Source organism: Aureimonas sp. OT7 (assembly GCF_014844055.1).
Lineage (GTDB): Bacteria > Pseudomonadota > Alphaproteobacteria > Rhizobiales > Rhizobiaceae > Aureimonas > Aureimonas altamirensis_A.
Genome location: NZ_CP062167.1, coordinates 84,729 through 109,224, shown reverse-complemented (window position 1 = coordinate 109,224; position 24,496 = coordinate 84,729). Strand labels below are relative to the sequence as shown.

22 protein-coding genes, 1 tRNA gene and 4 pseudogenes are annotated in these 24,496 nt (G+C 62.7%); 15 read left to right on the top strand and 12 right to left on the bottom strand.

Annotated elements, in window-relative coordinates:
* Positions 1 to 332 precede the first annotated feature (332 nt).
* The gene (locus IGS74_RS00540; protein ID WP_109707754.1) at positions 333 to 989 is read left to right on the top strand and encodes a L,D-transpeptidase; all 657 of its coding nucleotides are present in this window, start codon (positions 333 to 335) and stop codon (positions 987 to 989) included.
* 107 nt (positions 990 to 1,096) lie between these two features.
* Here the strand turns inward: IGS74_RS00540 and IGS74_RS00535 are convergent, their stop codons facing one another.
* The 5 genes from IGS74_RS00535 to IGS74_RS00515 all read right to left on the bottom strand — a co-directional run bounded on the left by IGS74_RS00535 (position 1,097) and on the right by IGS74_RS00515 (position 4,632).
* Complete coding sequence (locus IGS74_RS00535; protein ID WP_012092694.1) at positions 1,097 to 2,437, bottom strand: ATP-binding protein; 1,341 nt, start codon at positions 2,435 to 2,437, stop codon at positions 1,097 to 1,099.
* Complete coding sequence (locus IGS74_RS00530) at positions 2,437 to 3,099, bottom strand: response regulator transcription factor (protein WP_012092695.1); 663 nt, start codon at positions 3,097 to 3,099, stop codon at positions 2,437 to 2,439. The genes IGS74_RS00535 and IGS74_RS00530 overlap by 1 nt, the downstream gene beginning before the upstream one ends.
* A 545-nt stretch (positions 3,100 to 3,644) precedes the next feature.
* Positions 3,645 to 3,735: transfer RNA gene (locus IGS74_RS00525), tRNA-OTHER, on the bottom strand.
* 85 nt (positions 3,736 to 3,820) lie between these two features.
* Complete coding sequence (locus tag IGS74_RS00520) at positions 3,821 to 3,973, bottom strand: hypothetical protein (RefSeq protein WP_156122388.1); 153 nt, start codon at positions 3,971 to 3,973, stop codon at positions 3,821 to 3,823.
* 83 nt (positions 3,974 to 4,056) lie between these two features.
* Positions 4,057 to 4,632, bottom strand: a complete 576-nt coding sequence (locus IGS74_RS00515) for a TetR/AcrR family transcriptional regulator (RefSeq protein WP_039194784.1) — start codon at positions 4,630 to 4,632, stop codon at positions 4,057 to 4,059.
* A 96-nt stretch (positions 4,633 to 4,728) separates the two neighbouring features.
* Between IGS74_RS00515 and IGS74_RS00510 the strand changes: the two genes are divergently transcribed.
* Genes IGS74_RS00510 through IGS74_RS00500 form a run of 3 tightly spaced genes read left to right on the top strand, consistent with a single transcriptional unit; the run spans position 4,729 to position 8,064 of the window.
* Positions 4,729 to 5,718 carry an efflux RND transporter periplasmic adaptor subunit gene (locus IGS74_RS00510; RefSeq protein ID WP_039194785.1) on the top strand — a complete coding sequence of 330 codons (990 nt, stop codon included), beginning with the start codon at positions 4,729 to 4,731 and terminating at the stop codon, positions 5,716 to 5,718.
* Complete coding sequence (locus IGS74_RS00505) at positions 5,705 to 6,907, top strand: ABC transporter permease (RefSeq protein ID WP_039194787.1); 1,203 nt, start codon at positions 5,705 to 5,707, stop codon at positions 6,905 to 6,907. Before IGS74_RS00510 ends, IGS74_RS00505 begins: the two co-directional genes overlap by 14 nt.
* Positions 6,904 to 8,064, top strand: a complete 1,161-nt coding sequence (locus IGS74_RS00500; RefSeq protein WP_052194944.1) for an ABC transporter permease — start codon at positions 6,904 to 6,906, stop codon at positions 8,062 to 8,064. The genes IGS74_RS00505 and IGS74_RS00500 overlap by 4 nt, the downstream gene beginning before the upstream one ends.
* A gap of 10 nt (positions 8,065 to 8,074) precedes the next feature.
* Here the strand turns inward: IGS74_RS00500 and IGS74_RS00495 are convergent, their stop codons facing one another.
* The 3 genes from IGS74_RS00495 to IGS74_RS00485 are packed head-to-tail and all read right to left on the bottom strand — an operon-like array spanning position 8,075 to position 11,259.
* A complete protein-coding gene (locus tag IGS74_RS00495; RefSeq protein ID WP_039194788.1) occupies positions 8,075 to 9,451 on the bottom strand; it encodes a Dyp-type peroxidase in 1,377 nt (458 codons plus the stop codon).
* Positions 9,451 to 10,149 (bottom strand): hypothetical protein, encoded by a 699-nt coding sequence (locus tag IGS74_RS00490; protein ID WP_039194789.1) that lies wholly within the window; start codon positions 10,147 to 10,149, stop codon positions 9,451 to 9,453. The genes IGS74_RS00495 and IGS74_RS00490 overlap by 1 nt, the downstream gene beginning before the upstream one ends.
* 33 nt (positions 10,150 to 10,182) lie before the next feature.
* Positions 10,183 to 11,259 carry a catalase family protein gene (locus IGS74_RS00485; RefSeq protein ID WP_192388684.1) on the bottom strand — a complete coding sequence of 359 codons (1,077 nt, stop codon included), beginning with the start codon at positions 11,257 to 11,259 and terminating at the stop codon, positions 10,183 to 10,185.
* A 232-nt stretch (positions 11,260 to 11,491) separates the two neighbouring features.
* Between IGS74_RS00485 and IGS74_RS00480 the strand changes: the two genes are divergently transcribed.
* From IGS74_RS00480 to IGS74_RS20155, 5 genes and pseudogenes are all read left to right on the top strand, one after another.
* Positions 11,492 to 12,100, top strand: a complete 609-nt coding sequence (locus tag IGS74_RS00480) for a TetR/AcrR family transcriptional regulator (protein ID WP_039194913.1) — start codon at positions 11,492 to 11,494, stop codon at positions 12,098 to 12,100.
* A gap of 122 nt (positions 12,101 to 12,222) precedes the next feature.
* Positions 12,223 to 12,990, top strand: coding sequence for a TetR/AcrR family transcriptional regulator (locus IGS74_RS00475; protein WP_197057542.1), 768 nt, complete (start codon positions 12,223 to 12,225; stop codon positions 12,988 to 12,990).
* Positions 12,990 to 13,853 (top strand): 3-hydroxyacyl-CoA dehydrogenase, encoded by an 864-nt coding sequence (locus IGS74_RS00470; RefSeq protein ID WP_039194790.1) that lies wholly within the window; start codon positions 12,990 to 12,992, stop codon positions 13,851 to 13,853. The genes IGS74_RS00475 and IGS74_RS00470 overlap by 1 nt, the downstream gene beginning before the upstream one ends.
* 313 nt (positions 13,854 to 14,166) lie before the next feature.
* Positions 14,167 to 16,137 carry an oleate hydratase gene (locus tag IGS74_RS00465; protein WP_039194791.1) on the top strand — a complete coding sequence of 657 codons (1,971 nt, stop codon included), beginning with the start codon at positions 14,167 to 14,169 and terminating at the stop codon, positions 16,135 to 16,137.
* Between the two features lie 580 nt (positions 16,138 to 16,717).
* A pseudogene (locus IGS74_RS20155) lies at positions 16,718 to 17,110 on the top strand (DDE-type integrase/transposase/recombinase); the annotation flags it as partial.
* On the opposite strand, the gene IGS74_RS00450 reads toward IGS74_RS20155, so the two are convergent.
* Positions 17,107 to 17,745, bottom strand: a complete 639-nt coding sequence (locus IGS74_RS00450; RefSeq protein WP_052194947.1) for a short chain dehydrogenase — start codon at positions 17,743 to 17,745, stop codon at positions 17,107 to 17,109. The pseudogene IGS74_RS20155 and the gene IGS74_RS00450 overlap by 4 nt on opposite strands.
* Before the next feature lie 111 nt (positions 17,746 to 17,856).
* On the opposite strand from IGS74_RS00450, the gene IGS74_RS00445 reads away from it, so the two are divergent.
* Both IGS74_RS00445 and IGS74_RS00440 read left to right on the top strand, forming a co-directional pair.
* Positions 17,857 to 18,756, top strand: a complete 900-nt coding sequence (locus IGS74_RS00445) for a LysR family transcriptional regulator (protein ID WP_039194793.1) — start codon at positions 17,857 to 17,859, stop codon at positions 18,754 to 18,756.
* Between the two features lie 123 nt (positions 18,757 to 18,879).
* A pseudogene (locus IGS74_RS00440) lies at positions 18,880 to 18,954 on the top strand (MerR family DNA-binding transcriptional regulator); the annotation flags it as partial.
* 28 nt (positions 18,955 to 18,982) lie between these two features.
* Here the strand turns inward: IGS74_RS00440 and IGS74_RS00435 are convergent.
* Together IGS74_RS00435 and IGS74_RS00430 are read right to left on the bottom strand one after the other, a co-directional pair.
* Positions 18,983 to 19,621 carry a LysE family translocator gene (locus tag IGS74_RS00435; RefSeq protein ID WP_039194794.1) on the bottom strand — a complete coding sequence of 213 codons (639 nt, stop codon included), beginning with the start codon at positions 19,619 to 19,621 and terminating at the stop codon, positions 18,983 to 18,985.
* 618 nt (positions 19,622 to 20,239) lie between these two features.
* Positions 20,240 to 20,869, bottom strand: a complete 630-nt coding sequence (locus IGS74_RS00430; RefSeq protein WP_060609261.1) for a CGNR zinc finger domain-containing protein — start codon at positions 20,867 to 20,869, stop codon at positions 20,240 to 20,242.
* A 109-nt stretch (positions 20,870 to 20,978) separates the two neighbouring features.
* Between IGS74_RS00430 and IGS74_RS00425 the strand changes: the two genes are divergently transcribed.
* The gene (locus IGS74_RS00425; RefSeq protein WP_052194948.1) at positions 20,979 to 21,299 is read left to right on the top strand and encodes an AzlC family ABC transporter permease; all 321 of its coding nucleotides are present in this window, start codon (positions 20,979 to 20,981) and stop codon (positions 21,297 to 21,299) included.
* 384 nt (positions 21,300 to 21,683) lie between these two features.
* Here IGS74_RS00425 and IGS74_RS20150 read toward each other — a convergent pair.
* Positions 21,684 to 22,022, bottom strand: a pseudogene (locus tag IGS74_RS20150) (hypothetical protein); the annotation flags it as partial.
* A 160-nt stretch (positions 22,023 to 22,182) separates the two neighbouring features.
* On the opposite strand from IGS74_RS20150, the pseudogene IGS74_RS00410 reads away from it, so the two are divergent.
* From IGS74_RS00410 to IGS74_RS00400, 3 genes and pseudogenes are all read left to right on the top strand, one after another.
* Positions 22,183 to 22,548 (top strand): annotated as a pseudogene (locus tag IGS74_RS00410) (winged helix-turn-helix transcriptional regulator); the annotation flags it as partial.
* Between the two features lie 269 nt (positions 22,549 to 22,817).
* Complete coding sequence (locus IGS74_RS00405; RefSeq protein WP_192388678.1) at positions 22,818 to 23,600, top strand: SapC family protein; 783 nt, start codon at positions 22,818 to 22,820, stop codon at positions 23,598 to 23,600.
* A gap of 72 nt (positions 23,601 to 23,672) precedes the next feature.
* Positions 23,673 to 24,224, top strand: coding sequence for an invasion associated locus B family protein (locus IGS74_RS00400; protein WP_192388676.1), 552 nt, complete (start codon positions 23,673 to 23,675; stop codon positions 24,222 to 24,224).
* The last annotated feature ends 272 nt before the right edge of the window (positions 24,225 to 24,496 follow it).

Below are 24,496 nucleotides of genomic sequence, written 5' to 3'. Positions count from 1 at the left end.
CGTCTCCTTCACAGGACCGGCGGCAAAGCGGGCGTTCCTTAAGGCCCGCTTAAGGGCGGAAAAGTGCTCCTCGCCTGCGACGCAAGCCCGCGTTTCCAACAAAGTGCCCCCACCCAATCGAAAACCTGTTCGGCCGGATCACTTGAGCCGCAGGCCGGCGCCTGAAGTCCCCGCCGCTTCGCTATCTTCGGCCGCGCTTACCTTAAGCTGCTCTTAAGATGGGCATCGTGCTGTGCGGCCTGATTGATCGCAAAGCAGAGAGCGTACGAAACGTGAGCAAGCTACCGACACCCGCAATCGCGCGACGCGCTTTCCTCATTGGCGCCAGCGCAATGACTCTCGCCGGATGCGTTTCCACGAGGCAAACACCGCAAGTCGCGCAGCCGGTCTCGATGCCTCCTCCGCCGCCGACGCCCCCGATGTACTACGCACTGCCGAACGAGCGCTTCCCGATCCCGGAAGTCGACGTTTCCAAGGTCGATCCGAAATGGTGGCGGACGGAAGTCGACTATCCAACCGATGAACGAGCCGGAATCGTCATCGTCGATACGCCAAACCGTTACCTCTACCACGTTCAGCCTCACGGCCGCGCAACCCGATACGGTGTGGGTGTCGGCAGGGACGGTTTTTCGTGGGCTGGTCGAGGGCGTCATATCGCATACAAGCGGGAATGGCCGCGCTGGACACCTCCCGATGAAATGGTTGCGCGCCAACCCGAGTTAGAGCCCTACTCAATCGCCAATGGCGGCATGGACCCGGGGCTGAAAAATCCACTTGGAGCACGCGCCCTCTACATTCATGAAGGAAACCGGGACACGATCTATCGCATCCACGGAAACCCGGAATTCTGGACCATCGGCCAGGCCGTTTCATCAGGATGCATCCGGATGATCAATCAGGATGTCATCCACCTCGCCGACAACGTTCGCGACGGGAGCCCGCTGGTTGTGATAGCAGATCCGGCTATGGGGCATCTTTTGGTGGGATAGCTTCGTCGCGCGGCGAGAAGATCACTCCCTGCGTTGGCGCATCCTGCTGGCACTCCATCTTCTTGAAGATGAGTTGGCTGCGCCCCGCACCATGTATGTGCAACGGGTCACGCGGCGTTCGCCATCACCGCTTGCAGCCCTCCGCAATCGCGATTCTGAAGTCGTAGGTGCCAACCACTCCGCCCGAGCGCCAGTTCGACGATCGCGAGACCGAGACCGCTGCCGACCGGTACTTTGTTGCGGCCGCGAAAGAAGCGTTCGGTGACGCGGGCCAACTCCTCCTCGGGGATACCGGGACCATCATCCTCGATGATCATCTGGCCCTCTTCGGCGGGGCCGGCCACACGACACCTGACGACGCCTCCGGGCGGCGAATGGTTCACAGCGTTCTCCATCAGATTCCGGGCAGCAAGAGCGAACAGATCCGGCTCGATGTCCAGCTCGATGCGGTCAAGATCAGGGGAAACCTCGACCGCAACGCCCCTGGTCGGATCTGCTAATTCGTCCGCGAGCGCTCTCAGTATACTCCCGGGCCATACCTTCCCACTACGCTCGCCCTGGTCGAGCGCCTCAACCGCCGACATATCCAGCAATTGCCGAACGAGCCGGCCGGTGCGGTCTACGCCAACCATGATCTGACGCAATGCCTGCTCGCGGATCGTGCCATCGCCGCTTGCAAGCGCGACCTGCGCCTGCGTCTTGAGGCCGGCCAACGGCGTGCGCAGTTCGTGGGCGGCAAAGGCGGTGAAGTTGCGCTCGCGTTCCCGAAGCCCGGCCACGCGTGCAAACAATCCGTTGAGCGACTGCAAGACCGGCGCAATCTCCTTCGCGGTCTGCACGTCCTCGATCGGGCTGAGGTCGGAGGCGGGTCGTGCTTCCAGGTCGCCTGCGATCTTCCTTAGCGGCTCAAGGCCGCGCCTGACGCTGAGCCAGATCAGGACAGCAAGAACCGGCAACATCAGCAGGACCGGCAGGAGAAGACCGCGGATGACGTCGTTCACCAACCCGTTACGGATACTCAGATTGTCGCCGACCAGAACGCGAACACCGCGCTCGGTATTGGTGATTGCATAAACCCGCCACCGCTCACCATTTATCACGGTTTCGGAGATCCCGTCGGTGTGCTCCGACATTGCTTGATCGGGCGCCGCATCCGATCGCCCGATCAATGTCCCCTGCAGCGACCAGATCTGGCACGAAAGCTGGCGGTCATAGGCGCTGTGGCCGCGCACCGGCAGATCGGACGTGATCGTTTGCGTCGGATCGATGGCGATCTCCTGGCTGACGATCAATGAGGAAACCATCCGGCCGGCTTCCATCAGCCGCGCGTCGAGAACCCGTTCCACCTCCGCGCGCGTGGAAAGGAAAATCCAGACGACCGCCGACAGCCAGACGAGACCGGTGGTCAGGGCGAGGATCAGGAACAGCCGTTTGGAGATCGACGGCATCACGGTTCGTCTCCGAGGCGATAGCCGATCCCACGGACGGTCTGGATCATGCCCGGTCCCAGCTTGCCGCGAAGATGATGGATGTGGACCTCGACAGCATTGCTCTCGACCTCCTCCTGCCAGCCGTAAAGCTTCTCCTCGATCTGGCTCCGCGACAGGATCCGGCCGGGATGGATCATGAGGGCATGCAAAATCGAGTATTCGCGCCGCGACAGGCGGATGGGTTCGCCTTGGTGTTCGACATTCTGGTTTGCAGGATCGAGCCGCAGGCCGCGCCATTCGATAAGCGCCTGCGGCCGGCCAGCGGCACGGCGGACGAGCGCGCGCAGCCGCGCCGCGACCTCGTCGAGGTCGAACGGCTTGCCGAGATAGTCGTCGGCCCCCGCATCCAGTCCGTGAATCCGGTCGGCGACCTGATCACGCGCAGTCAGGAGGAGGACGGGCGTGGCGTCCTGCCGTTCCCGCAGGGATTTCAGCACGTCGAGGCCGGAACCGTCGGGAAGCATCAGGTCAAGCACCAGCGCATCGAACTCATGGTTCGTGAGAGCTGCGCCGGCTTCTTCGCAGGTTTTGACCGCATCGGCGGTGAAGCCGCCAATCGAAAGGCCCACCGTCAATCCGTCTCTGAGGACGGCATCATCTTCGACTATCAGCACGCGCATGGTTATCACCCGAGGTTCCAGGTCGCATTTCTATACGAGGCTTAAGGCAGCCTTAAGGATCGAACTTGAGCGCGCTCGATATCGTTCGGGGATTGGGCGCCTGTGATGTACCTCATCTTACCTGAGCCAAGAGTCGGACGTCTTCGAGACTTGGAATCGCGCCGGCAAAAACGCCGTTCTCGCCCTGATCCTTATGGGCATCTCCAGCCCAGCGCCGAAACAAAACGCTGGCATGGCGGCAGTGTACCCGTCATTCCGGCCCTCCTGTCCATCGGGCTGTTGCTGGTCGCGGTGAAGGAACTCGCCCGGCCTGAAACGATACGCGGGTCCACTTGTCTGCCCGAGCCAGTTGGGCAATGCGCATTGGAGACGGACTCGAATCAGTTCGGCTCGCCGAGGCATCGTCCGGCTGGTGTTCAGGCGATCATCCCGTCCTGCCTGCTCAGGCGTCATTCGTGTTGACCAGGTGTTGGCCAAGCCCAAAAAGGGAAGGGCCACCCGAAGATGGCCCTTACTCAATCCTTTGATTTCCTTTAGAAATCTGAAGAGAGCGAAGGGATTCGAACCCTTGACTCCAACCTTGGCAAGGTTGCTATGCGGCGGCCCGAAACAGCAAGTTATGATGGGTGCGCCCTCCCGCAACCACCGATTCAGACATTCGCGTAGCATCCGCTGCGGTTTTTTCGTTTTTAGACGTCTTTCCAATGACTTGCCGCTCCGTCTATTCGAGGATCGTCGCCAGATCACCATGCAGAGTGGCGTAGAGCCCCCCGCGTTCGGGCCCCGGCGTCAGCACGATCTTCTCGATCAGCATCCGCAAAGCTTCGGCCGCCTGCGGCCGTTCGTCGGGCCGATCCAGCGCGCCGGCGAGCACCGCGACCTTCTTCGCATAGATGGCTGATGCGCTAGGAAATTAATCAGCCTCGCCGGTCCATCCTGTTCCGACCGATATTACATTCAGACCAACGCCCGCATGAACGACCCAATCAAATCGTCGACCTCGATGTCCTCGGGAAGCCGCCCCTGCAGCGCGAAGCCAGACCAAAGGGCAGAGAATCCTAGCGACATCAGCATCGGTGGCAGTTTTGTCTCCACGCCATGGTGCTTTCGAATCGTTTCTATTGCGTGGGCAATGAGAGCATGCTGGGCAGCGCGCCATCGATTATAGTTCGTTGCGAACCCGGTGTCTCTTAGCGCGTGGACCTGGAATTCGAGCATCACCAGCGTGCCGGCCGTATCGTCCTGCATGGATTTCAGCCATTCGCCCAGCCGCTCGATGGTGGTTTCGAGTGGTCCTTCCCCAAGCAGAATGGCCTCCATCCGGTCTAGCCGGCCCCGCATGAGTTTTTCAAGCACCGCCTCCAAGAGAGCGTTCCGCGTCGAAAAATTGGAATAGAATGCGCCTTGCGTGTAGCCCGCTCGCTCGGTGATGTGGCGCAGTGAAGCGCCGGAAATCCCGTTCTCGAAAATCTCTGCGGTCGCTGCGGCAATCAGCGCCTCGCGTGTAATCTGCCTTCTGTCGGCGTGCTTCATGGTCGTCTTCCCGATCGGTGCCTTCGTAATTATATGCCGCTTGACATCTAAATATCAATTGATATCTATCTGCATCGGGTCAAGGATGCCACCGTCATGAAATCGAGAATCGCCCTCATCATCGCCGTCGTCGCCCTTGCAGGCATTGCGGCCCTGTCGATCTGGGCCTCGCTGGCTCCCGCCGCCGTCCTCGTTCAGGGGGAGGTGGAGGCGACGCGAGTCGACATCGCGCCGAAGGTCTCCGGCGAGATCGCCGCGGTGCATGTCAACGAAGGCGAGCGCGTCGAGGCGGGCACGCTTCTGGTTGAGCTCGAAAGCCCGCAGCTCATGGCCGGCCTCGCTTCAGCGGAAGCTGCGGCCGGGGTTGCGCGCGCCGATCGCGCGCGGATCAACAGCACCCGTCCGGAGGTCATCGCCGCACGCCGGGCCGAACTCGAAAAGGCTGAGGCGGATCTCGTTCTGGCCAGGCAAAGTTATGACCGCGTCTCGGTTCTGACCGAGCGCTCGGCTGCCTCGCAGCAACAGCTCGACAGCGCCGAGAATTCGCTCTCCGCAGCGCAGGCCGCCGTAGCCGCCGCCGAGGCGAACCTGACGCTGGCCATCGACGGAGCGAGCTCCGAGGAGCGGGCGGTCGCCGATGCTCAAGTCCAGCAAGCCGAAGCCTCCCTCAATCAGACCCGTACCGATGTCGGCGAATTGTCCATCTCCGCGCCGATCTCCGGCGAGGTCGTCAGCCGGGTCGCCGAGGTCGGGGCGCTCGCCGCCGCCGGGGCGCCGCTGCTGTCCATCGTCGATCTCGACAATGTCTGGTTCACCTTCAACCTGCGCGAGGATCTGCTGGACGGCCTGACGGTCGGCGACCGGCTGCACGCCCGGGTTCCCGCCATCGGCGGGCGCGATGTCGAACTGCGCGTTACCTCGATCAGCGCGCTCGGCGCCTATGCCAACTGGCGGGCGACGCGGGCGACGGGGGATTTCGACCTGCGCACCTTCCGCATCCGCGCCCGCCCGGTCGAACCGGCCCTGGGCCTGCGCCCGGGCATGAGCGCCATCATCGACTGGCGGACCGGCCATGCCGGCCGCTGAAAAGCCGATGCGGCCGGGAGTCGCGCTGGCCGCCCGGCGCGAGCTGCGCCGCATCGCCCGCCGTCCCGCCCTGTCCTTTTTCGTGCTGGCCTTTCCGCTGCTGATCTTTCTCGTGCTGGCCTCGATCTTCCGGGCGGGCGTGCCGACGGATCTGCCGGTGGCCGTGCTCGATCTCGACCGCAGCAGCCTTTCGCGCCAGATCGTGCAGGCGGTGGATGTGGCGCCCGAGGTCGCGGTCGCCTGGCGTCCGCTCGATCTGTCCGAGGCGAGGCATCTGGTCCTGAGCGGGCGGGCTTACGGCGTCGTGCTGGTCCCGGCGGAGTTCGAGCGCGACCTGCGCGCCGGGCGCCAGCCCGAGGTCGTGCTGTTCTACAACAACCAGTTCATGACCCCGGGCAGCGCCGTGGCGCGCGGCGTGCAGACCGCGCTCGCCAATGTGAACGCGGGCATCGCGGTCTCGATGCGCGTCGCGCGGGGCGAGGCCGCTCATCAGGCCGCTGCGGCGGTCAACCCCATTCCGGTGCAGCAAAGCCCGCTTTTCAATCCCACCCTGGACTATGTCCATTTCCTTCTGGCCGCCCTGATGCCCGCCGCGCTCCAGATCTTCATCTGCGCGGCGACCGCCAACGCCATCGCGCTCGAACGGTCGAGGCCGGGCGGGTTGCGGATCATGGCGCGGATCGGCGGCGGGGTAGTTCCGGCGATGCTGGGCAAGCTCCTGCCCTATACCGTCATCTTCGCCACCGTTCTCGCCGTGGGCGACGCGCTGCTGCTGCGGGTCTACGACATGCCGTTCAACGGCAGCCTGCCGATCCATCTGGCTGGCGGACTGCTCTTCATCCTCGCCTATCAGATGATGGGCGTGGCCTTCGGCCTGGCATCTCCTACGGTTCCGATGGCGCTCGGCATGGCGGGTATCTTCACCGCGCCGGCCTTCGGCTTCATCGGGGTCAGTTTCCCGCGCCTCGCCATGCACGGCTTCGCGACGTTCTGGAGCGCGCTGCTGCCGCTGACCTGGTATATGGACCTGCGCGTGGACCAGATGCTGCGCGGCGTGCCGGTGGATCTCTCGCTGGCATCGCTGGGGGTCCTGGGCTGGGCGGTGCTGGCCTATGCGGGCCTCGCCGCGCTGCTGCTGGCCGTCCGGCGGCCCCGCGGCGCCTCCCCGAAGATGGAGGCCGCGGCATGAGAACCTGGCTCGCGGAGTTCCGGGACGCGTTCGCCGCCATCTTCACGGACCGGGCCGCCTTTTCGGTCATGGTGCTGGCCATCGTCGTCTACGGCCTGCTCTATCCTCAGCCCTATCTGGGCGAGGTGGTGCGCGAGGCGCCCGTCGTGGTGGTCGATCAGGACAATTCCGCCACCTCGCGGGAGCTGCTGCGCCGGATCGACGCCCATGACACGGTGGAGATCGCCGGTTCGGTGCCCGACATGGTGGCCGCGCGCCGCGCGCTTCAGGAAAGGCGGGCCTTCGCGATTCTGGTGATCCCCGAATTCTTCGAGCGCGACCTTCTGGCCGGGCGCAGCGCGCCCGTGGCCGCCTATGGCGATGCGAGCTATTTCCTGCTCTACAATTCGGCGATGACCGTCGTGACTTCGGCGACCCGCCAGATGGGGGCGGAGATCGCCGCCGCGCGGATGGTGCAGCAGGGCAGGGGGGCGCAGGCTTCGGCGGGCATCCAGCCCATGACGGTGACGGCGGTCCCCCTGTTCAATCCCCAGGGCGGATATGCCAGCTATGTCGTCCCCGCCGCGGTCGTTCTCATCCTGCAGCAAACCCTCCTGATGGGCGTTGCGCTGCTCAACACCGGGGCGGCGAACGCGCGCTACAGCGAACGGCCGTTCACCGCCGTCACCGCGAGAACGGCGGCCTACGGCCTGCTTTACGGCATATGGATGTTCGCCTATCTGGTGTTCCTGCCGGCCATTCTCGGCGTGCCGCGGATCGGCGGCCTGCTCGATCTTGTCATCCTCGGCATTCCCTTCATCCTGTCGACGGCGTTCCTCGGGCTTCTGCTGGCCGCAGTCCTGCCGGTGCGCGAATGGGCGATCCTCGCCATGATGGCCATGGGCATCCCGCTCTTCTTCCTGTCGGGCGTGGCCTGGCCCGTCGAGATGCTGCCGCACTGGATGCAACGGATCGCGCTTGCCGTCCCCAGCACCTCGGCCATTCCCGGCATGGTCCGCGTCAACCAGATGGGGGCGTCCTGGCAGGACGTGCTAACCCAGGTCGCGATGCTCTGGGCGCTGACCGCCATCTACGGCGCCGCCGCCCTTGCGGCGCTGCATCTCGCCTGCGAGAGGCGCGGGCTTCGGGATCAGGCCACGGACCACAACCACGGTTAAGGGCGGCTGGTCACGCCGCCCAGCCCCTGCTTCCGATCCAGCGCAACGCGGTGAGGGAAGGCATGAACATGTATTCGCCTCCACGCAGACGGTTGAAGGTCGTCACCCCGTCGATGCGGCGGCGCACCGGATCTGCCGGAATGGTGAACATGCCCGGCTCCTCATGCAGACCGACAATCGGATCTGGCTCGGTACCGAGGTCGATGAAGTTGCCGCGGTTGATCCACTCCTGTTGCAGGAACTCCACCGTGTCATAGGCCCGCGCGCTGATGAAGATGAAGAACAGGCCGCGCTCGTCCGGCCGGTCGTCGGCCGCGATCACATCTGGCGTCCATTTCGGGCCGAAGGTGGACGATCGCCGGATGATGCGGTGGATGTTCTCGTCCGTCAGGATGCTCAGGTCGCTGCCGCGCGGGTTCATCCGGCGCATATGGCTGGAATGCGGGCAGACGAAGCCCCTCACGTCGTCGTTGAAATCGAAATCGTTGTTACGCAGGCGATCGGCGCCGAGATCCGCATCGTCGCCGTCCGGGGAGAGCGGCAACGGCGCGCCGGAGCGCCAGCGTCCGAACATCTTCGCCGCCAGCGCGTGCCGGGCTTCGGGATCTTCGGCCTGCGCGCGCAGGAAGTCGTTGAAGGCGCCGACACGGCTGTCGTATTTGCGCAGGACGACGAAGGAGCCGTTGCGCCCGAGCGGATCGGGCGAAGGCATCGAGACGGGCTCTCCGGTCTCGCTCTTCTCGCCAAGGACGAACTCGCCCGCCGCGATTGCGCGCTCCTTCCCCGGTTGCGGATCGACCCCGGCGCCCGCGACCGTCGGCTGCGAGATGGAATCGCGGAAGCCGAACGGGTTTTCGGCATCCTCGTCTGCGCCGAACTCATGCGTGCCCACCAGCGTGACGCCGGTCGAGGCGCCGAGTTCGGCCATCGCCTTTTCCACGGCGGCATCCAGCGCGTGTTTGTCCGCGGCATAGATGGTCAGCGCGATGTGGCAGTTGTTGTTCTTGTAGGCGGGCTCCCATGTTTCGGGCGCGTTCTCGCCGAAATCATGAAGCTGGGTCGCGCGCCCGGCCATGCCCTGCCGGAAGCCTAGTGGGAACGAGTTAAGCGACTCTTCGGGCAGACCGAGGGCCTTCAGCCCCGCATGGCTGATCGCGACGCCGGTCCAGGCGCTGAGATCGTCGGCCCAGTCATGCGCCGAGGGGATGTGTTCAGCCAGCCGTTCGATCAGGCCGCGCCCACCCTCGGCCTCGTCCACATGCAGCATGGCATGAATGCCGACATAGGGCTCGGGGCGCGAGCGCAGGATCAGAGCCTGGATATCGTCAAGCTGGAGCGTGACCCGGTCGCGACGGAAACGGTCTTTCAGGTGCTTAAGGATGCCCATCAGTAATCGACCCCCTGCGGAACGGCGATGACCTCGGAGAGCTTTGCAAGTGCCTTGCGCGTCGTGGCGTCCATTTCGGCATTGGCCGACATGGCGTCGAGGAATTCTGCGACTGCCTTGTCCATCCGCTGATAGCGGCGCACGTCGACAACCGTGACCTGCGGATTGGCCACGAACCAGCCTGCCGCGTCGATCTGGTGTTCGGCGATGAAGTCCTTCACCTCGGGCGAGGTGATGCCGGGCCAGCCCTCGACATTGGCGAAGAGCAGGTCCATCAGTTCCGGGATCTTGGTCGCGAAATCGTTGATATAGGTGTCCCAGTCGCCGTCATAGGCGGTGGCAAAGATGATACGCGTGTCGTTGTCGAAAAAGACGAAGCGCATGTTGTGCAGGGTCGAGACCCTTTGTGCACCATCGAAATTTCCGTTCGTCAGGTTGAAGAGACGGCGCAGGCGATCGGCTCCGCCGGGCTTGAGATCGGCGATCGCCGTCAGTTCCGAAACATTGCCCGACTGCCGCCCGGCGCGCCCTGCGGATTTCGAGCTGCCTTCGAACAGCGGATTGTGGTCGCGGATCAGGCTGTTGATCTTGATCTGGGCCAGCGTCGGCGCGTCCGCCGCGATCTCCCTGGCGATGCGGCGGAATTCGGCGAGCCGGGACTCGTCGTCCAGACGCGGGTCTTTGGTATCGTTCGACATGAGTGGGGTCTCCTGCTTGGTCGAATGTGTCGGTCAGTCGGGAATATCGGCCAGCGCCGATGGCTCCGCGCGCGGCACGGCATTCAGCCGGTGACGCTGCGCGGAAGAGGATTCATAGGCCGCCTTGCGCACGCGCATGATCGAACCCAGCGGACGATGCGCAGCCACGCCGTTCCAGGGATTGAAGGCCAGATGGTCGTCGCCGTGTACGCGCCGGGCCGGCGACAGCACGTCCTGCGGCTTGAACCGCAGCGTCGCCACCGGCACATGCGGCGAGGCCTCGGGATCCCACAGGATTGCGGCATCCTCGACCGGCATGTTTTCGGCATCGGTGCGAAGCTGGGCGCGCAGTTCGTAGGTTGCGCCGCCGCGCGCGAAATGCGCCGCGACCGCCTCGCCCATGGCGGAAAAGCCGTCGCCGATTTCCTGCCCTGCCAGCGCCGCGACCTCGTCCAGCGGCGCAAGCGACAGCTTGGCGACGAAATCGCCGTAGCGGATCGCCGCCTGTGTATGAAACGTCTCGCCCAGCATATGCGCCCTGTCGCGGGCCAGTCCCTGCAAGGTCGCGTCCGGCGTCGCGCCGACGGCCCGCACCAGCCTTTGCACCCCGCGCGCGGTGGCGGCCGAAGCCTTCTGGACCGCTTCGGGCGACCTTGCCCTGCGTTCGAGAAGCGTCAGCATCTTTTTGTATTTCTGCACTGTCCCGAAGGCGAGGACGGGAAAGTTCACCATCAGGAAGTCCTGATTGGCGCCGCCAAGCCCGGGCACGAGACGCTCGCCCTCGACGCCGATGATCTTGATCGCGAAGCCGCGCGGTTCGGGAATGTCGTCGCTGTGGATATCGCCGGGGGCCGACGAAAGCCGGGCCACGACCTCGTATTCGCGCGGGGCGACGAATATCCCCTGTGCAAGCTCGGGCGCGAGCCCTTCGTGGACGCTGATGCGTCCCTTGAGGATCGCATGGCTCTTGGCGTGCGCGTCGCGGTGGGCGTGGCGGTGATGCTCGGCGTTCCGCGCCTGAGCCGCCGCCATACGGGACACGATGTCCCGGACGATGCGGTCCTCGTCGGGCTGAAGCTTCTCGGTCGCCGCCGTATAGGGGATATACAAACCTGCGGTCCCTTCGTCTGGGTGAAGGCGCGCCGTGCAAGGCAGATCGCCCGGCGCACCGTTTCCTCGATGCATGGGAGGATAATGCGCGAGGACATTTCAGGTTTCATTCGATATCTGGAATTTTGCTGAAACGTGTCCGAAAATGTAGCACTGACGGTTCCGGGCGATTCACGATGTGAACTCATCCGCCGCGAAAGCATTGGAATCGCAGGAAAACGGAACGAGGTTCATGGATGACGCCCCAAAACGTCTCTCCCGCCGGCAAATGCAGCAGGCCACGCAGGCGCAGCTCAAGAAGGCCGCCCTGCACATCATCTCGTCCGGCGGCATAGCCGCTGCTTCCATTCGCGGAATCTGCCAGCGCGCCGGTTTCACACAGGGCGCGTTCTACTCGAACTTCGCGACCAAGGAGGAGTTGCTGCTGGCGCTCGTGGAGGACCACACGGCGGCGCTGGCGGCGGAGTTCCAGTCCATCATCGACGAAACGAAAGGTCTTTCACTCGACGCAAGCCTGCAACGCATGGCGTCTCGCATGGCCGAACTGGCGCGCAACCCGACCCTGTCGCTGATGATCGTCGAACTGCATCTGCACGCGCGCCGCGATGCGGAATTCGCCGCCCGCTTCGAGCCAGTGAAGCGTTACTATCGCGCCGAGTTCACCCGCGTCACCGAGAACTTGATCGCGGTCCACGGGCTCAGCCCGAAGATCACGGCCGACCAGCTCGCCGCCATGCTGATGGCGCTGTGGTCGGGTGCGACGCTCCAGATACACCCGCAGGAGATGTTGACGGCCGAGGAGCATCTGCTTCTGGTGTTCAAGGTGGTGAGCAAAGGGTAGCGGCATCTGCGACCGCGCTGTCGGATTTCCGCGCTCGCGCATGGCCCGAGGCCGACATCGCAGGGGATCGAACCGCGAGCAGATTTCTTGAAATCATCGTTCGGAGCTTGTGGGCGGGCATATTGCGCCTGCATTCATTAATGACTACACTCATTAATGAATGCACTCATTTACAGGCCGGGAACGTTATGACCGCCGCTGCACTTTCATCGCCTCCCGCCGGGCGTCGCGACCGGAACATGTGGGAAAAGCGCCGGCGCATTTTCGATGCGGCGACAGCGCTGTTCGATGAACGCGGATACCACGCCGTGACCACGCAGGAGGTATCGGAGCGGGCCGACATCGCCGTTGGCACCCTGTTTCGTTACGCAGCGACGAAGAACGAGCTTCTTCTGCTGATCTACAATGAAAAGTTGCGCCACGCGCTCGAACGCGGGGCCGAACGCGCGCGCCATTCGGACGATCTCGTCGACGCGATCATGAAGCTGATCTCGCCGATGGTCGCGCTCGCCTCCGATACCAGCAGGGAGAACGGTCGCGCCTATCAGCGCGAACTGTTGTTCGGCGCGCCGGGCGAACCCCATCGACAGGAAGGTCTGGCGCTGATCGCCGGCCTTCAGGAATCGATTTGCACGCGACTGACCGGGCAGGCGATCCGCGAGGGCCTGCCAGCCGACGCCGACGCCGCGCGTCTGGCCGGTAGCTCCATATTCGCGGTGACGCATCTCGTCATATCGCGAGCCTCCACCGGCGCGCATCCGGAACACGATCCGATGGAGGATCTTCGCGCTCAGGTCCGGCAGATCGTCCATGGGTATTTTGCCGCCCTCTCCACATCCAACCCCCGGCGCAGGGACGGCTCCGATGAAGAAACGAAGGGAGATCAGTAATGACGGATATCAGGAAGGTGACGGTGCTCGGCACGGGAGTGCTCGGCGCCCAGATCGCGTTTCAGACCGCCTGGAGCGGTTTCGAGGTCACGGCCTACGACATCTCAAAAGAAGCGCTCGATCAGGCGCGCCAGCGATTTGCGGGGCTTGTCGTAACCTACGAGGCCGAGGTTAAGGATGCGGCGGGCGGCAAGGCCGCCGCCATCCCCGGACGCATCCGCCTCACCACCGATCTCGCCCAAGCGGCGGCCGATGCGGACCTGGTGATCGAGGCGATCCCCGAGGTTCTGAAGATCAAGCAGGACACCTATGCTAAGCTGGGCGTGCTGGCTCCCGAGAAGACGATCTTCGCCACCAACTCATCGACCCTGCTGCCGAGCGACATCAAGGATTCGACCGGAAGGCCGGACCGCTTTCTGGCGTTGCACTTCGCCAACAGCATCTGGAAGTTCAATACCGCCGAGATCATGGGGACCGAAGACACATCCCCGGCGATATTCGACGCGCTCGTCGCTTTTGCCGCCGATATCGGCATGGTGCCGATTCCGATCCGCAAGGAGAAAGCCGGCTATGTGCTCAATTCCCTTCTCGTTCCCTTCCTCAATGCGGCCGCCAATCTTGCGGCGGGTGGTTATGCCGATCCTCACGATGTGGACAAGGTCTGGCGCATCGCGACGGGCGCACCGATGGGGCCGTTCCAGATCTACGACATCGTCGGCCTGAACACGCCCTACAACATCCTGTCGAACGGCGACGAGAACGCGCGCAAGATCGCTGCCTGGCTCAAGGAAAACTACATCGACAAGGGCAAGCTAGGTAGGGCATCCGGCGAAGGCTTCTATTCCTACGAAACGGTCGACTGATAGGGCGGTAACCCCACGCCGCGCGCGTCATTACGGGGCGGGGCGGGCATCACGCCTGTCGTCATGCCATCACCGTGCGCTGCTTCCTCGGGTTTGACGGTAACGACCACACCGGTTGCCCTCCGGCGCAAGCTTTTGCGCGCCCACCGTTCCGTCCCCTTGGGAAACGCAATTTCCTCGAGTCGCGGACCAACCGGCCGGGGATTTCGAACGACGAATTGACTCATATCAAATGTTATCTGAATAACATGTGATATCTGTAATTCCGGATGCTCGACTGGCATCCAGAACCCAAGCAACGGAAGGAGACATTATGTCCGACTTGCCGCAAGCCCCGAAATCCGCACCTGTGATAGAGGCCAATATCGGGCAGGCCTTCTGGCGGAAGGAACCTTTGGAAACGCTGCCGCCACCCGACACCATGGGCCCTTACATGCGTAACCGCCCGCTACCTGTGACACCGGTCGAGGGACGCAAGGCCTGGATCATCGGCAGCGGCATCGCCGGCCTCGCCGCAGCCTTCTACATGATCCGTGACGGGCGGATGAAGGGTGAGGACATCACCATCCTCGACACGATGGATATCGCCGGTGGCTCGCTCGACGGCGCCGGCAATGCCGAGGAGGGCTACATCGTCCGCGGCGGTCGCGAGATGAACTGGAACTACGACAACTTCTGGGACCTGTTCCAAGACGTCCCTGCGCTGGAACTGCCGGAAGGCTACAGCGTGCTGGACGAATACCGGCTGGTGAACGACAACGACCCGAACTGGTCGAAAGCGCGCCTGATGCACAAGCAGGGCGAAATCCGCGATTTCTCGACGCTCGGCCTTAGCAAGGCGCACCAGTGGGAGATCGTGAAGTTGCTCCTGAAGCGCAAGGAGGAACTCGACGACATCGCCATTGAGGACTATTTCAGCGAAAGCTTCCTTGAGACCAACTTCTGGTATCTGTGGCGGTCGATGTTCGCCTTCGAGAACTGGCAGAGCCTGCTTGAAGTGAAGCTCTACATGCACCGCTTTCTCGACGCCATCGACGGGTTGACGGACATGTCGGCGCTGGTTTTCCCGAAATACAATCAATACGACAGTTTCGTCGTGCCGCTGACCCGGCTGTTGAAGGAAAAGGGAGTGAAGGTGCAGTTCGACACCCGCGCCTACGATCTCGACATGATCGGGGAGGCGGACAAGCGCACCGTCACCGCAATCCGCTGCAAGGTAGGCGGCAAGGACGAAACGATCGCGCTCGGCCCCGACGACGTGGTCGTCGCGCTGACCGGCTCGATGACCGAGGGCACGGCCTACGGCGACATGGACACCGTTCCGGTCCTGCAACGCGGCAAGGCCGAGCCCGGCGAGGACAGCGACTGGGCCCTGTGGAAGAACCTCGCCGCGAAATCGCCTGTGTTCGGCAAGCCGGAGAAGTTCTACGGTAACATCGACGGTTCGATGTGGGAATCGGCGACCCTGACCTGCAAGCCCTCGCCCCTTGTCGAGAAGCTCAAGGAGGTTTCGGTCAACGATCCCTATTCGGGCAAGACCGTCACCGGGGGCGTCATCACCTTCACCGACTCGAACTGGGTGCTGAGCTTCACCTGCAACCGTCAGCCGCATTTTCCGAACCAGCCCGACGACGTGCTGGTGCTGTGGGTCTATGCACTGCTGATGGACAAGGAGGGCAACCACGTCAAGAAGCCGATGCCCGCCTGCACCGGGCGCGAAATCCTTGCCGAACTCTGCTATCATCTGGGCATCGAGGACCAGCTCGACGAGATCGCGGCCAACACCAAGGTGCGCACCGCACTGATGCCCTATATCACGGCGCAGTTCATGCCGCGCGCAGCCGGCGACCGGCCGCGCGTCGTGCCTGAGGGCTGCGCGAACCTCGCGCTGGTCGGGCAGTTCGTGGAGACCAGCAACGACGTCATTTTCACGATGGAAAGCTCGGTTCGCACCGCGCGGATCGGCGTCTACACGCTGCTCGGCCTGCCAAAGCAGGTGGCCGATATCAGCCCGACCCAGTACGACATCCGCAACATCCTGAAAGGCGCGCGAGCGCTCAACAACAACGAGCCCTTCCCCGGCGAGCGACTGCTGCACCGGCTTCTGGGCAAAACATACTACGCCCATGTCCTGCCGCCCCTGCCGGAGAAGGACGAAGCCGCGCACGCGCACGCCATAAGCGAGCTTCACGGACTTCTGGACAAGGGAGGACAGGCCCTTGCAGGCGCGGTCCTCAGCGGGATGGAGCAGTTCAGCGAAACGTTGCGGCGCAAATCGAAGTAGAATGAACCATAGAGGGGAGGCGGCAGGGCCGCTTCCCCGCCTATATGTTGATATCCAGTCACCATCATACTGGGCGTTTATGTTAGCGCGGCCTACGGGCGTTGAAGCCGCTTCGCTCATGACTTCAGGACGCGATAGAGTTCTTGGCCCTCGGATCGCCGTGATCCGCTACTTGGCGGTGTGGAACTTGGCCATCTTTTTCAGGTCCTGCACGGCAACGGCCAGATGAAAGCACCGAGGCGCCCTCAAATAGGTCGAAGGACTCAACCAATAGGGACGTTTAGGTGATCCGATCGGTTGGTAAACTACTGAACGTTCGTAAATGCCGTCAGAGACGGTTGATCCGTCTTCCGATCTAAAGCGTGTCGCCTCTGACGAGATTAAGGCTTTCCGTTGAGGATTTTGCTCAATTCCTTGCGGATTGAAAGAGAACCGCGATGGGAAAGCCGGTACCGATGACGTTGCGAGAGCGTGGTGCGGCGCTTGTGGATGAAGGCCATCGGCACCGGGAGGCGGCACGGCATTTCAGCGTATCGCCACGTTTGGTCAACGAGTTGATGAAGCTTGACGTGCCTTCGCATATCTCCCGATGCAGCGGGGGTTCCTGTATTTGGTCGCCATCATGGACTGGTTCACCCGCAAGGTTCTGGCCTGGCGCATATCCAACACCCTTGAGGCGGACTTCTGCGTCGAGGCACTGAACGAGGCCATCCACCGGTTCGGCGCGCCCGGGGTCATGAATACCGATCAGGGCAGCCAGGCCGCGATAGCCGGGCTCGGCATCGCCTCCTTGCCGCACGGGCTCTGCGCGCCTTCGATTGCAAGCGGAGAACTCCGCCGGGTTCTGCCCGACTGGTACGCGGGAGGCGCAACGACGACGATCCTCATCCCGCACCGGCGCGGCCAGCTTCCCGCGGTCCGGACAGTCGTGGATTTTCTCACCGATCGCTTGCCGGCAAAGCTGGATGGCTAGCCGCTGCCTCGCGCGGATCGCCGGTGGATCAGCGTTCCATATGCTTTGACGATCCCACCTGTGCCGCCGCCTTCCACACAATCAACATAGGCCCCGATCAGCCGATCCATCGACACCGGCTTCATGCCCGGAAACAGGTGGCCGAAATCTTCGGTCGAGTCGGCAACCATCGTCGGGCTCACGGCATTGATGTGCAGGCCGCGCGGCAGTTCGATGGCGGCCGACAGGACAAAGCTGTGCAGGCCGCCGCTGATGACCGCGCCGCCGGTGACGCCCGGCCACGCCTCGTCGGCGAATATGCCGCTGGTCAGGGTGAACGAGCCATTGTCCGCAAGGTGGCGCTGGCCGATCAGCACGAGATTGATCTGGCCGAAGAGTTTTCCGCGCATGTTCTCGAGCAGGGCGGCGTCGGTCAGTTTGGAAAAACGGTCCAGTGCGCCAGACGCGGCAACGCAGATGCAGGCGTCGACAGGCCCAATTGTCTCGTACATTTGCTCGATGCTTTCAGCCGACGTGATGTCGACCGAGACGTCGCGGCCCGAGCGGCCGGCGGCGATCACCTCGTGGCGCGTCCCGAGTTCCGCACAAAGCGGACGTCCGATCGTTCCGGACGCCCCGACGACAAGAATTCGCATCGCAATCTTCCTCCGTTGTCCATGGTGTTGGCTTGGTGAGGAAAATCGCTTGCTGCGTTTGAGAAGAGAATGCTCTATTATATGATATAGTCTTGAAGGGAATGATACATAATGCGCGGGAGCGAGTTTGCCGATCTCAAGGCGTTCGTCGCCATCGCGGAACGCGGCAGCTTCTCCGCCGCTGCGAGGACGCTGGCTATTTCGCCATCTGCATTGAGCCAGCGTATGCGCGAGTTTGAGGCCCGGTTGGGTGTGCGGCTGCTCAATCGCACGACCCGGAGCGTCGCCCTAACCGAGCAAGGACAAGCACTGCTTAACAACATCGTGCCCCTCTTCGCCGGCTTCGACCAGGCCATGGCCGAACTGACCGCCGAAGGTGCCGAGGCGGTCGGCTCGCTGCGGCTCAATCTCTCGCGCGTCGCTGCGATGTATCTGCTGGCGCCGCATTTGGGAGCGTTTCACCAAGCCCATCCGGCCGTGACCCTCGACATCACGATAGAAGACACCTTCTCGGACATTGTCGCTGGGCGGTTCGATGCAGGCATTCGACTCGGAGAAACCCTCGAAAGAGATATGGTTGCGATTCGGATGGGCGGCCAAAGGGCGTCCATGGTGGTCGCAAGCCCTGGGCTCATCGAGCGGCTAGGCAGGCCGGAAAGTCCGCTTGACTTGTATCGATTTCCTTGCATCCGCTTCCGCTGGCCTGGTGCACGGGCAATCTATCGCTGGGAGTTCGAGAAGGAGGGCGATGCCATTGAGGTCGATGTCGAAGGCCCGCTGATCGCCAACGATACCGCCGTGATGCTGAATGCCGCCGAGCAAGGGCTGGGCCTTGCCTATTTGCTGGACGTGGAGGCAAGTGCGCGCGTCGAGGCCGGTCGCCTCTTGCGGCTTCTCCCTGACTGGACACCCCCGTTCGGCGGTTTCTACTTGTATCATCCCAGTGCGAGACAGATGCCGAAGCAGCTCAGGGCATTTATCGATTTCCTCAGCGGCCGGTTGGCCGGCTGAGCAGCGTTCCAACGCCCATACGACCATCGCATTTGTCGGAACAACAGAAGCACCATTTTCTCCTTGACTTGGAGTGCGCTCTAACCCGTAGCCTTGCACGCGTCGTAACGAGAGAAGACGCGCATGAAGATCGGCGAGCTGGCGAGGCGTTCGGGTCTGTCGGCCCACACCATCCGCTACTATGAGCGGATCGGACTTTCCGGGCTTTTCAACGAGCGACACTACGTCAAACCGCGGAGCGTTTCCAATTGGCAGCGAGTACGCCAGCGCCAATCATCAGCGACCCGCCCACGCGGTTGACGACCCGCTGCACACTTGGCTTGCGGATTGATTTTCGCGCCATGGAGGCCAAAAATGCGTAGAAGACCGCATTCAGCGTCGCCAGTACGAGGAATGTCACCTCGAACACGATCATCTGCGGAAGGATCGGCTGGGCGGTGTTCATGAATTGCGGCAGGAAGGCCACGAAGAAGATGATGCTCTTCGGATTCAGGGCCGTCACTATGTAGGTATGAAGGAATATCCGGAGCGGGCGTTCCCTCGGCAAGGCTTTGGTATCCGGACTGGCTTCGCCGATCGATACGGGAGCCCGCCAGAGCTTGATCCCAAGATAGATCAGATAGGCGGCACCAATCCATTTGAGCGCGGTGAACAGCGTGGCAGAGGTCGCAAGCAGCGCGCCAAGGCCAAGCATGGAGGCCGTCATAGCGGTGAAATCACCAAGTGCAACGCCTCCAACCGTCGCGCCTGCTGCCTTCCTGCCGTGCCCAAGCGCATAGGAAATTACCAGCAATATCGTCGGGCCGGGGATCGCCAGCAACACGGCAGATGCTGCCGCGAAGGCCAGCCACAGTTCAAAGGTCATATCGTTTCTCCTGTACGGAGGTACGAGCAATCCATAGCTGTGAAAATGGTGCAAGAGGCTTCATGAATGGCTGTCGAAAATCAGGGCGGCCAGCGATCCGAGCAGGGCAATGGCTGGTATCAGGCCTACGCTCAGGACCTCGACGATCAGTTGACCTACCCAGATCGACTGACTGTACCTCCCTCGGAATTAGCGATCTCGGGAATCCGAAGATTGAGGTCGGGGAGAAGATCGATGCCTGACGACAAAATTGAGATTGAAAACATCAGTTCACCTGGCCGCCTCGTGCGGGTGAATCGGGAAAATATCATGCGATGCGGCAGGCTTTTCTCGACGTTCTGCCTCACTCAACTCCCGGACTGACAGAGGCGGAGGCGGAGGCGGAGGCGGAGGCGAAGGCGGCACTTTTGCCGAATCTCCCGGCAGACCTGTTCCCCCGAGGGGAAAAGGCCGGATGGTGGTTAGCAGCGGTCCGCCTGGATCTGGAAGCGAAGGGCATTGTCGTTCGAGAGAAAACGAAACCCTTGCGCTTTCGCAAAACTTCTACCGCCGGATAGCAGCGAGAATGATGAGATTCGATCGCGTCCTGCCATGATGCCGCAGCATGCCGTGCACGTTTCAAGAGCGGGCTGCATGGCTCCTGGCGTAGTGAGCCCGCGCCTTGGCCCTGTTGCCGCAATCGCTCATCGAGCACCACCGGCGCGATCGGTTGCGGGTCTCATCGAGGAAGACCCAACCGCAGTCGGGATCGGCACATCGGCAGACCAGATGCCGGCGCGACGACACGGCAAGGTCCAGTGCCGAGATTGCCATAGGCAGCAATGGAAACCGCAAGTCCGCATCTGATGCTGGCAGCCCCCAGACGCTTGCCTCATGGCCGCCGCCCGTGAGGCGCCCGATGGTCAGCAGGTCCTGCACCAGCGATTGAGTGACGGGCAATGCGGTCTGCTCTTTCCGCGCCGGATCGAAGGCCGCTTCGAGTTCGGCGCGTAGAGCGAGCCCGATTGAGAGGGATGCCTCTGCTGCCTCTGGCCGTTCAGCAGCAGAGCGCAACAGGTGCTCCGCACAAGCGCCATCCAGGGCTTGCGCGCCCAATGACCAGTGAACCAGTTCACCATAGCGATGGAGACGCTCCGCCATCCGTTCCGGATTGCCGCGCCACGTGGTCGTGTTGATGAAATCCAGGCAAAGCGCGCCGCCGAGCAGCTTTGGGGGTGAACTGGCATAGGATCGGGCAGCGGTATGCATGGATCTTCTCGGCGTCTTCCATCGAGTTATGTGGTGTTGGAGAGGATTGCAACCGTCAAAACGGTTAGGTGGGGTCCAACTAACCAGCTAAGGGGTTAGGGAGCCGCCTATGGAACCGCAGCCATCGTTCACCTCTGCCGGGTTCCGGCATGGTTTCTTTCGCGCATTCAGCCTGCTACCGGGCGTCCTGATTTACGGGATTGTCTTTGGCATCCTGGCCTCCGAGGCTCGGCTATCGGCACTCAATGCCGTGTTGATGAGCGCCTTCGTCTATTCCGGATCAGCCCAGATGACGGCGCTGCAAGTCATGCGCAGCGGTGCGGAATTGCTGCCGCTCGACCGCCATCTCAAGGGAAACGCATCGCCGCTCCTTGACGGAGCCATGGAGGACTTCCCGGAGGTGCGCCTGGAGGTTCGGCCCTTGGAATGAGGTACCGAGCAGCCCGTTGCCGTTCAACATCCGCTTTCAAAAAGTGATTGTCGGAAGCTGCCGTCTTGATAGGAGAGGGGACATGGCCTTTGATGAGACTGTACGGGTGAGTTAGCAGCTGACTGTCAGGCCGTTGCTGCAAAGAGTGCGCCGTCTTGGGGCGAGGCAACCACGGGATGGATTAGCTTCGCCAATTCAGCTAAGAATGATGGAGTTATGCTGGCGCCGGCGGAATAGCCAGAACCTGCAACCATCTTTACTTGCTCGGGGCGCAAGTGAAGATTAGATCTTGCCCCCGCAACCATTGAAATTGAAAACCCGTAGCGCCCGCTGCGGGTTTTGTCTTTTTTGGCGGTTGTTTCAATGGCTTGAAGCGCCGATTATTCAGAGGTCGTGCGCACTTTGCGGGGTGAACCCGGCGCGTTCGATCATTGTCCTGTCAGGTGGCGAACCCTCCAGGACGATCTTGCCCTGGCCCTGCCGCTTTCGATCACAGCGCAGGCGCGCTTCAGGTTCGTCGCGTTGATCGGCCCGAAGTCTCCGGCCAGCGTGCCGTCATCCACCAGACGCGAGACATCGTTCAGCAGCACGCCCTGTTCCGCAATATCCGCCGTGCCGGACATCGGGCGCGTGAACATCAACTCCCCAATGCACCGACACGCTCTTGCGCTCGAACGGGTTGATGTCGAGCGTGGCGGGGTCATCGATCAAAGCTTCCGGCGCGGATCTCGGTATCGACCGGATTGACGGAAATGAGCTTGATCTCGACCAGCAGGTGACGGCCCGAAGGGGCCGACCACGGCGGATCCACATCGACCGGCAAGTTTTCATCGGTGATGGGGGGCGGGGCCTGGTAGCGAATGGCGCGCATCTCAAGTCGCCCATGGTGCTGTGGCACCTGCTGCAAGGCACGCTGCGCTTCAACGATATCCGCTGCCGGCTGTCGAACGTCACGCCACGCATGCTGACCAACCAGCTCCGTGAACTGGAGATGGACGGCTTCGGGATCCGCACCGTCTAAGCGCAAGTTCCGCCCAAGGTTGAGTACAACCTGTCGGAACGCGGCCGGAGCCTCCAGCCGGTCATCCTTGCATTGAATGCACGGGGCGTGGCCAATGCGGTCGAACCCGCTGGCGATAGGGGAAATCCGCCGAGTAACCGCAGCGCCTTGCAGCAGCATCAACACATCACCGGCACGGTCCTCCAGCCTTATTCGCCCGCCTTTCGCAGGGCCAGGCCCCGCACCTGAAATTTGTAGAAAACTGCCTATACATTAATATAATAACGTGAAAATGAATTGTGTTTGCCAACCTCTGCGTGATTCGCGCGCGGTTGGCCACGTCGCGCGCCGATTGACATCGGGACAAGGTGAACCGTCAACGACAGGATACATCTTGAATTGTCATTTAAAGGAAAATACAGTCAAATCATCGCCGAGAATTCGGTTCAGGATCTCCTGAGCTACAATTTTTAGTAGATGTTTTGATCAGCGATTGAATCTATAATTGCGGAGTTCCCATGAATACGACTGTAGAATCAACCGAAGCGCCGGCCGCTGAAGCGTTGCTGCCGCTCTTCTATCGCAAGCCCACGCTTCTGCGTTCGGATGCGCATGCCGGGTTCGGGCTGCGGCGCGACGCCACCGCGTCCTTTGCAGCCGGTGCGACCGCGATCCCCATCGTCGCCAGCGAGTTCGCCGCGGCTGGCCGCCAGTATCCGATCGTGTTCACCAATGACGGCTCGGCGATGCCTGTCGTCGTGACGGGCATCGAGGCCGGCAAAAGCCTCTTCGTCGAGGCGGATGGCCGCTGGAAGCAGGGCTTTTACGTGCCCGCCTACATCCGGCGCTATCCTTTCATCGGCATTACGCTGTCGAGCGAGGAGCGAATCATGCTCGGCTTCGACGAACAGAGCGACAGCATCACGGCGTCCGCCGCCGATGTCGACGCGCTTCCTCTCTTCGACGATGCCGGCAACCCGACGGATGTCAGCCAGCGCGCCATCGACCTATGCGAGAACTACGCGGTCGAGCATCGGCAGATCAAGGAGTTCGGCGCCGCGCTGCTGGAGCACAAGCTTCTGGTCGAGCGCAATGCGCAGATCCGGCGCGACGATGACGACATCGTCGCCGAGATCAGCAGTTTCCGTGTAGTCGACGAGGCCGCGCTGCGGGCACTTCCGCAGGATGTCGTGCTCGAGTTCCATGCGAAGGGCTGGTTGCACCTCGTCATCCTTCATCTGGCCTCGCAGCTCAGCTGGCAATCGGTGATCGCGGCGGCTTCCCCGCAGGCGCTCTCCTGAGCCTCGAACTTTGCGAACGGTCGGCCGCGATGGTACATCGGGGCCGGCCTCGACAATTGCCCGGAGTTACCCTTGCCTAGCCGTGTCGCCCGCAATCTTTGCCTTGCCGCCGCACTGCTGATGCCGGCATTCCCGGCCCTGGCCCAGGACGGCGCCGCAGCACCGCAGGCCGACACGCTGCCGGGCGGCGCATCGTCGCTGCAGGAAAGTTTCGGCGACTGGACGGTTCTGTGTGCGCTTCCGGGCGGCCGCAGGACATGCAGCCTGTCGCAGAGCCAGTCCGACACGCAGTCGCGCCAGCGTATCGTTGCCATCGAGCTCGCGCCCAGCGGCGAGGGCGTCGTCGGGGGCGCGCTGGCCATGCCGTTCGGCCTTGTCCTTGCCGAGGGCGTCAGTTTGAAGGTGGATGGAGGCGCGCTGGGTGGTCAGCGCGCCTTCCGTACCTGCCTGCCCGCGGGCTGCATCGTTCCGCTGTCCCTGGCGGCCGGCGACGTCGAGCGCCTTGCCGGCGGAGAGACGCTCGAGCTCGGCGCCATCGCCGCCGAGAACAACCAGCCGGTAACGCTATCCATCTCGCTCAACGGCTTTTCCGCCGCGCTGCAGCGCCTCCGGTCCCTGATGTAGGCACCCCGCAGGCGTTGCCGGGTGGTGGTGGCGCCAAGCCCTCTGGCCGGCCCTCTGCCAAAGGCGCGCCGGGCGGTCCGTCCTGATACACGACGATCGGACTGCCATCGCCGCCGGGAACAACCAGGCGGCGACGCTATCCAACTCGCTCAACGGCTTTTCCGCCGCGCTGCAGCGCCTCCGGTCCCTGATGTAGGCACCGCTCAGGCGTTGCCGGGTGGTGGCGGCGCCAAGCCCTCTGGCCGGCCCTTTGCCAAAGGCGCGCCGGGCAG

Bases quoted from the DNA above. Each gene is read 5' to 3' on its own strand.
- IGS74_RS00505 (WP_039194787.1), top strand. From the start codon at position 5,705: ATGCCGGCCGCTGAAAAGCCGATGCGGCCGGGAGTCGCGCTGGCCGCC.
- IGS74_RS00430 (WP_060609261.1), bottom strand. From the start codon at position 20,869: ATGCATACCGCTGCCCGATCCTATGCCAGTTCACCCCCAAAGCTGCTC.
- IGS74_RS00470 (WP_039194790.1), top strand. From the start codon at position 12,990: ATGACGGATATCAGGAAGGTGACGGTGCTCGGCACGGGAGTGCTCGGC.
- IGS74_RS00480 (WP_039194913.1), top strand. From the start codon at position 11,492: ATGGATGACGCCCCAAAACGTCTCTCCCGCCGGCAAATGCAGCAGGCC.
- IGS74_RS00435 (WP_039194794.1), bottom strand. From the start codon at position 19,621: ATGACCTTTGAACTGTGGCTGGCCTTCGCGGCAGCATCTGCCGTGTTG.
- IGS74_RS00535 (WP_012092694.1), bottom strand. From the start codon at position 2,437: ATGCCGTCGATCTCCAAACGGCTGTTCCTGATCCTCGCCCTGACCACC.
- IGS74_RS00450 (WP_052194947.1), bottom strand. From the start codon at position 17,745: ATGCGAATTCTTGTCGTCGGGGCGTCCGGAACGATCGGACGTCCGCTT.
- IGS74_RS00490 (WP_039194789.1), bottom strand. From the start codon at position 10,149: ATGTCGAACGATACCAAAGACCCGCGTCTGGACGACGAGTCCCGGCTC.
- IGS74_RS00510 (WP_039194785.1), top strand. From the start codon at position 4,729: ATGAAATCGAGAATCGCCCTCATCATCGCCGTCGTCGCCCTTGCAGGC.
- IGS74_RS00445 (WP_039194793.1), top strand. From the start codon at position 17,857: ATGCGCGGGAGCGAGTTTGCCGATCTCAAGGCGTTCGTCGCCATCGCG.
- IGS74_RS00515 (WP_039194784.1), bottom strand. From the start codon at position 4,632: ATGAAGCACGCCGACAGAAGGCAGATTACACGCGAGGCGCTGATTGCC.
- IGS74_RS00540 (WP_109707754.1), top strand. From the start codon at position 333: ATGACTCTCGCCGGATGCGTTTCCACGAGGCAAACACCGCAAGTCGCG.
- IGS74_RS00530 (WP_012092695.1), bottom strand. From the start codon at position 3,099: ATGCGCGTGCTGATAGTCGAAGATGATGCCGTCCTCAGAGACGGATTG.
- IGS74_RS00495 (WP_039194788.1), bottom strand. From the start codon at position 9,451: ATGGGCATCCTTAAGCACCTGAAAGACCGTTTCCGTCGCGACCGGGTC.
- IGS74_RS00500 (WP_052194944.1), top strand. From the start codon at position 6,904: ATGAGAACCTGGCTCGCGGAGTTCCGGGACGCGTTCGCCGCCATCTTC.
- IGS74_RS00425 (WP_052194948.1), top strand. From the start codon at position 20,979: ATGGAACCGCAGCCATCGTTCACCTCTGCCGGGTTCCGGCATGGTTTC.
- IGS74_RS00405 (WP_192388678.1), top strand. From the start codon at position 22,818: ATGAATACGACTGTAGAATCAACCGAAGCGCCGGCCGCTGAAGCGTTG.
- IGS74_RS00465 (WP_039194791.1), top strand. From the start codon at position 14,167: ATGTCCGACTTGCCGCAAGCCCCGAAATCCGCACCTGTGATAGAGGCC.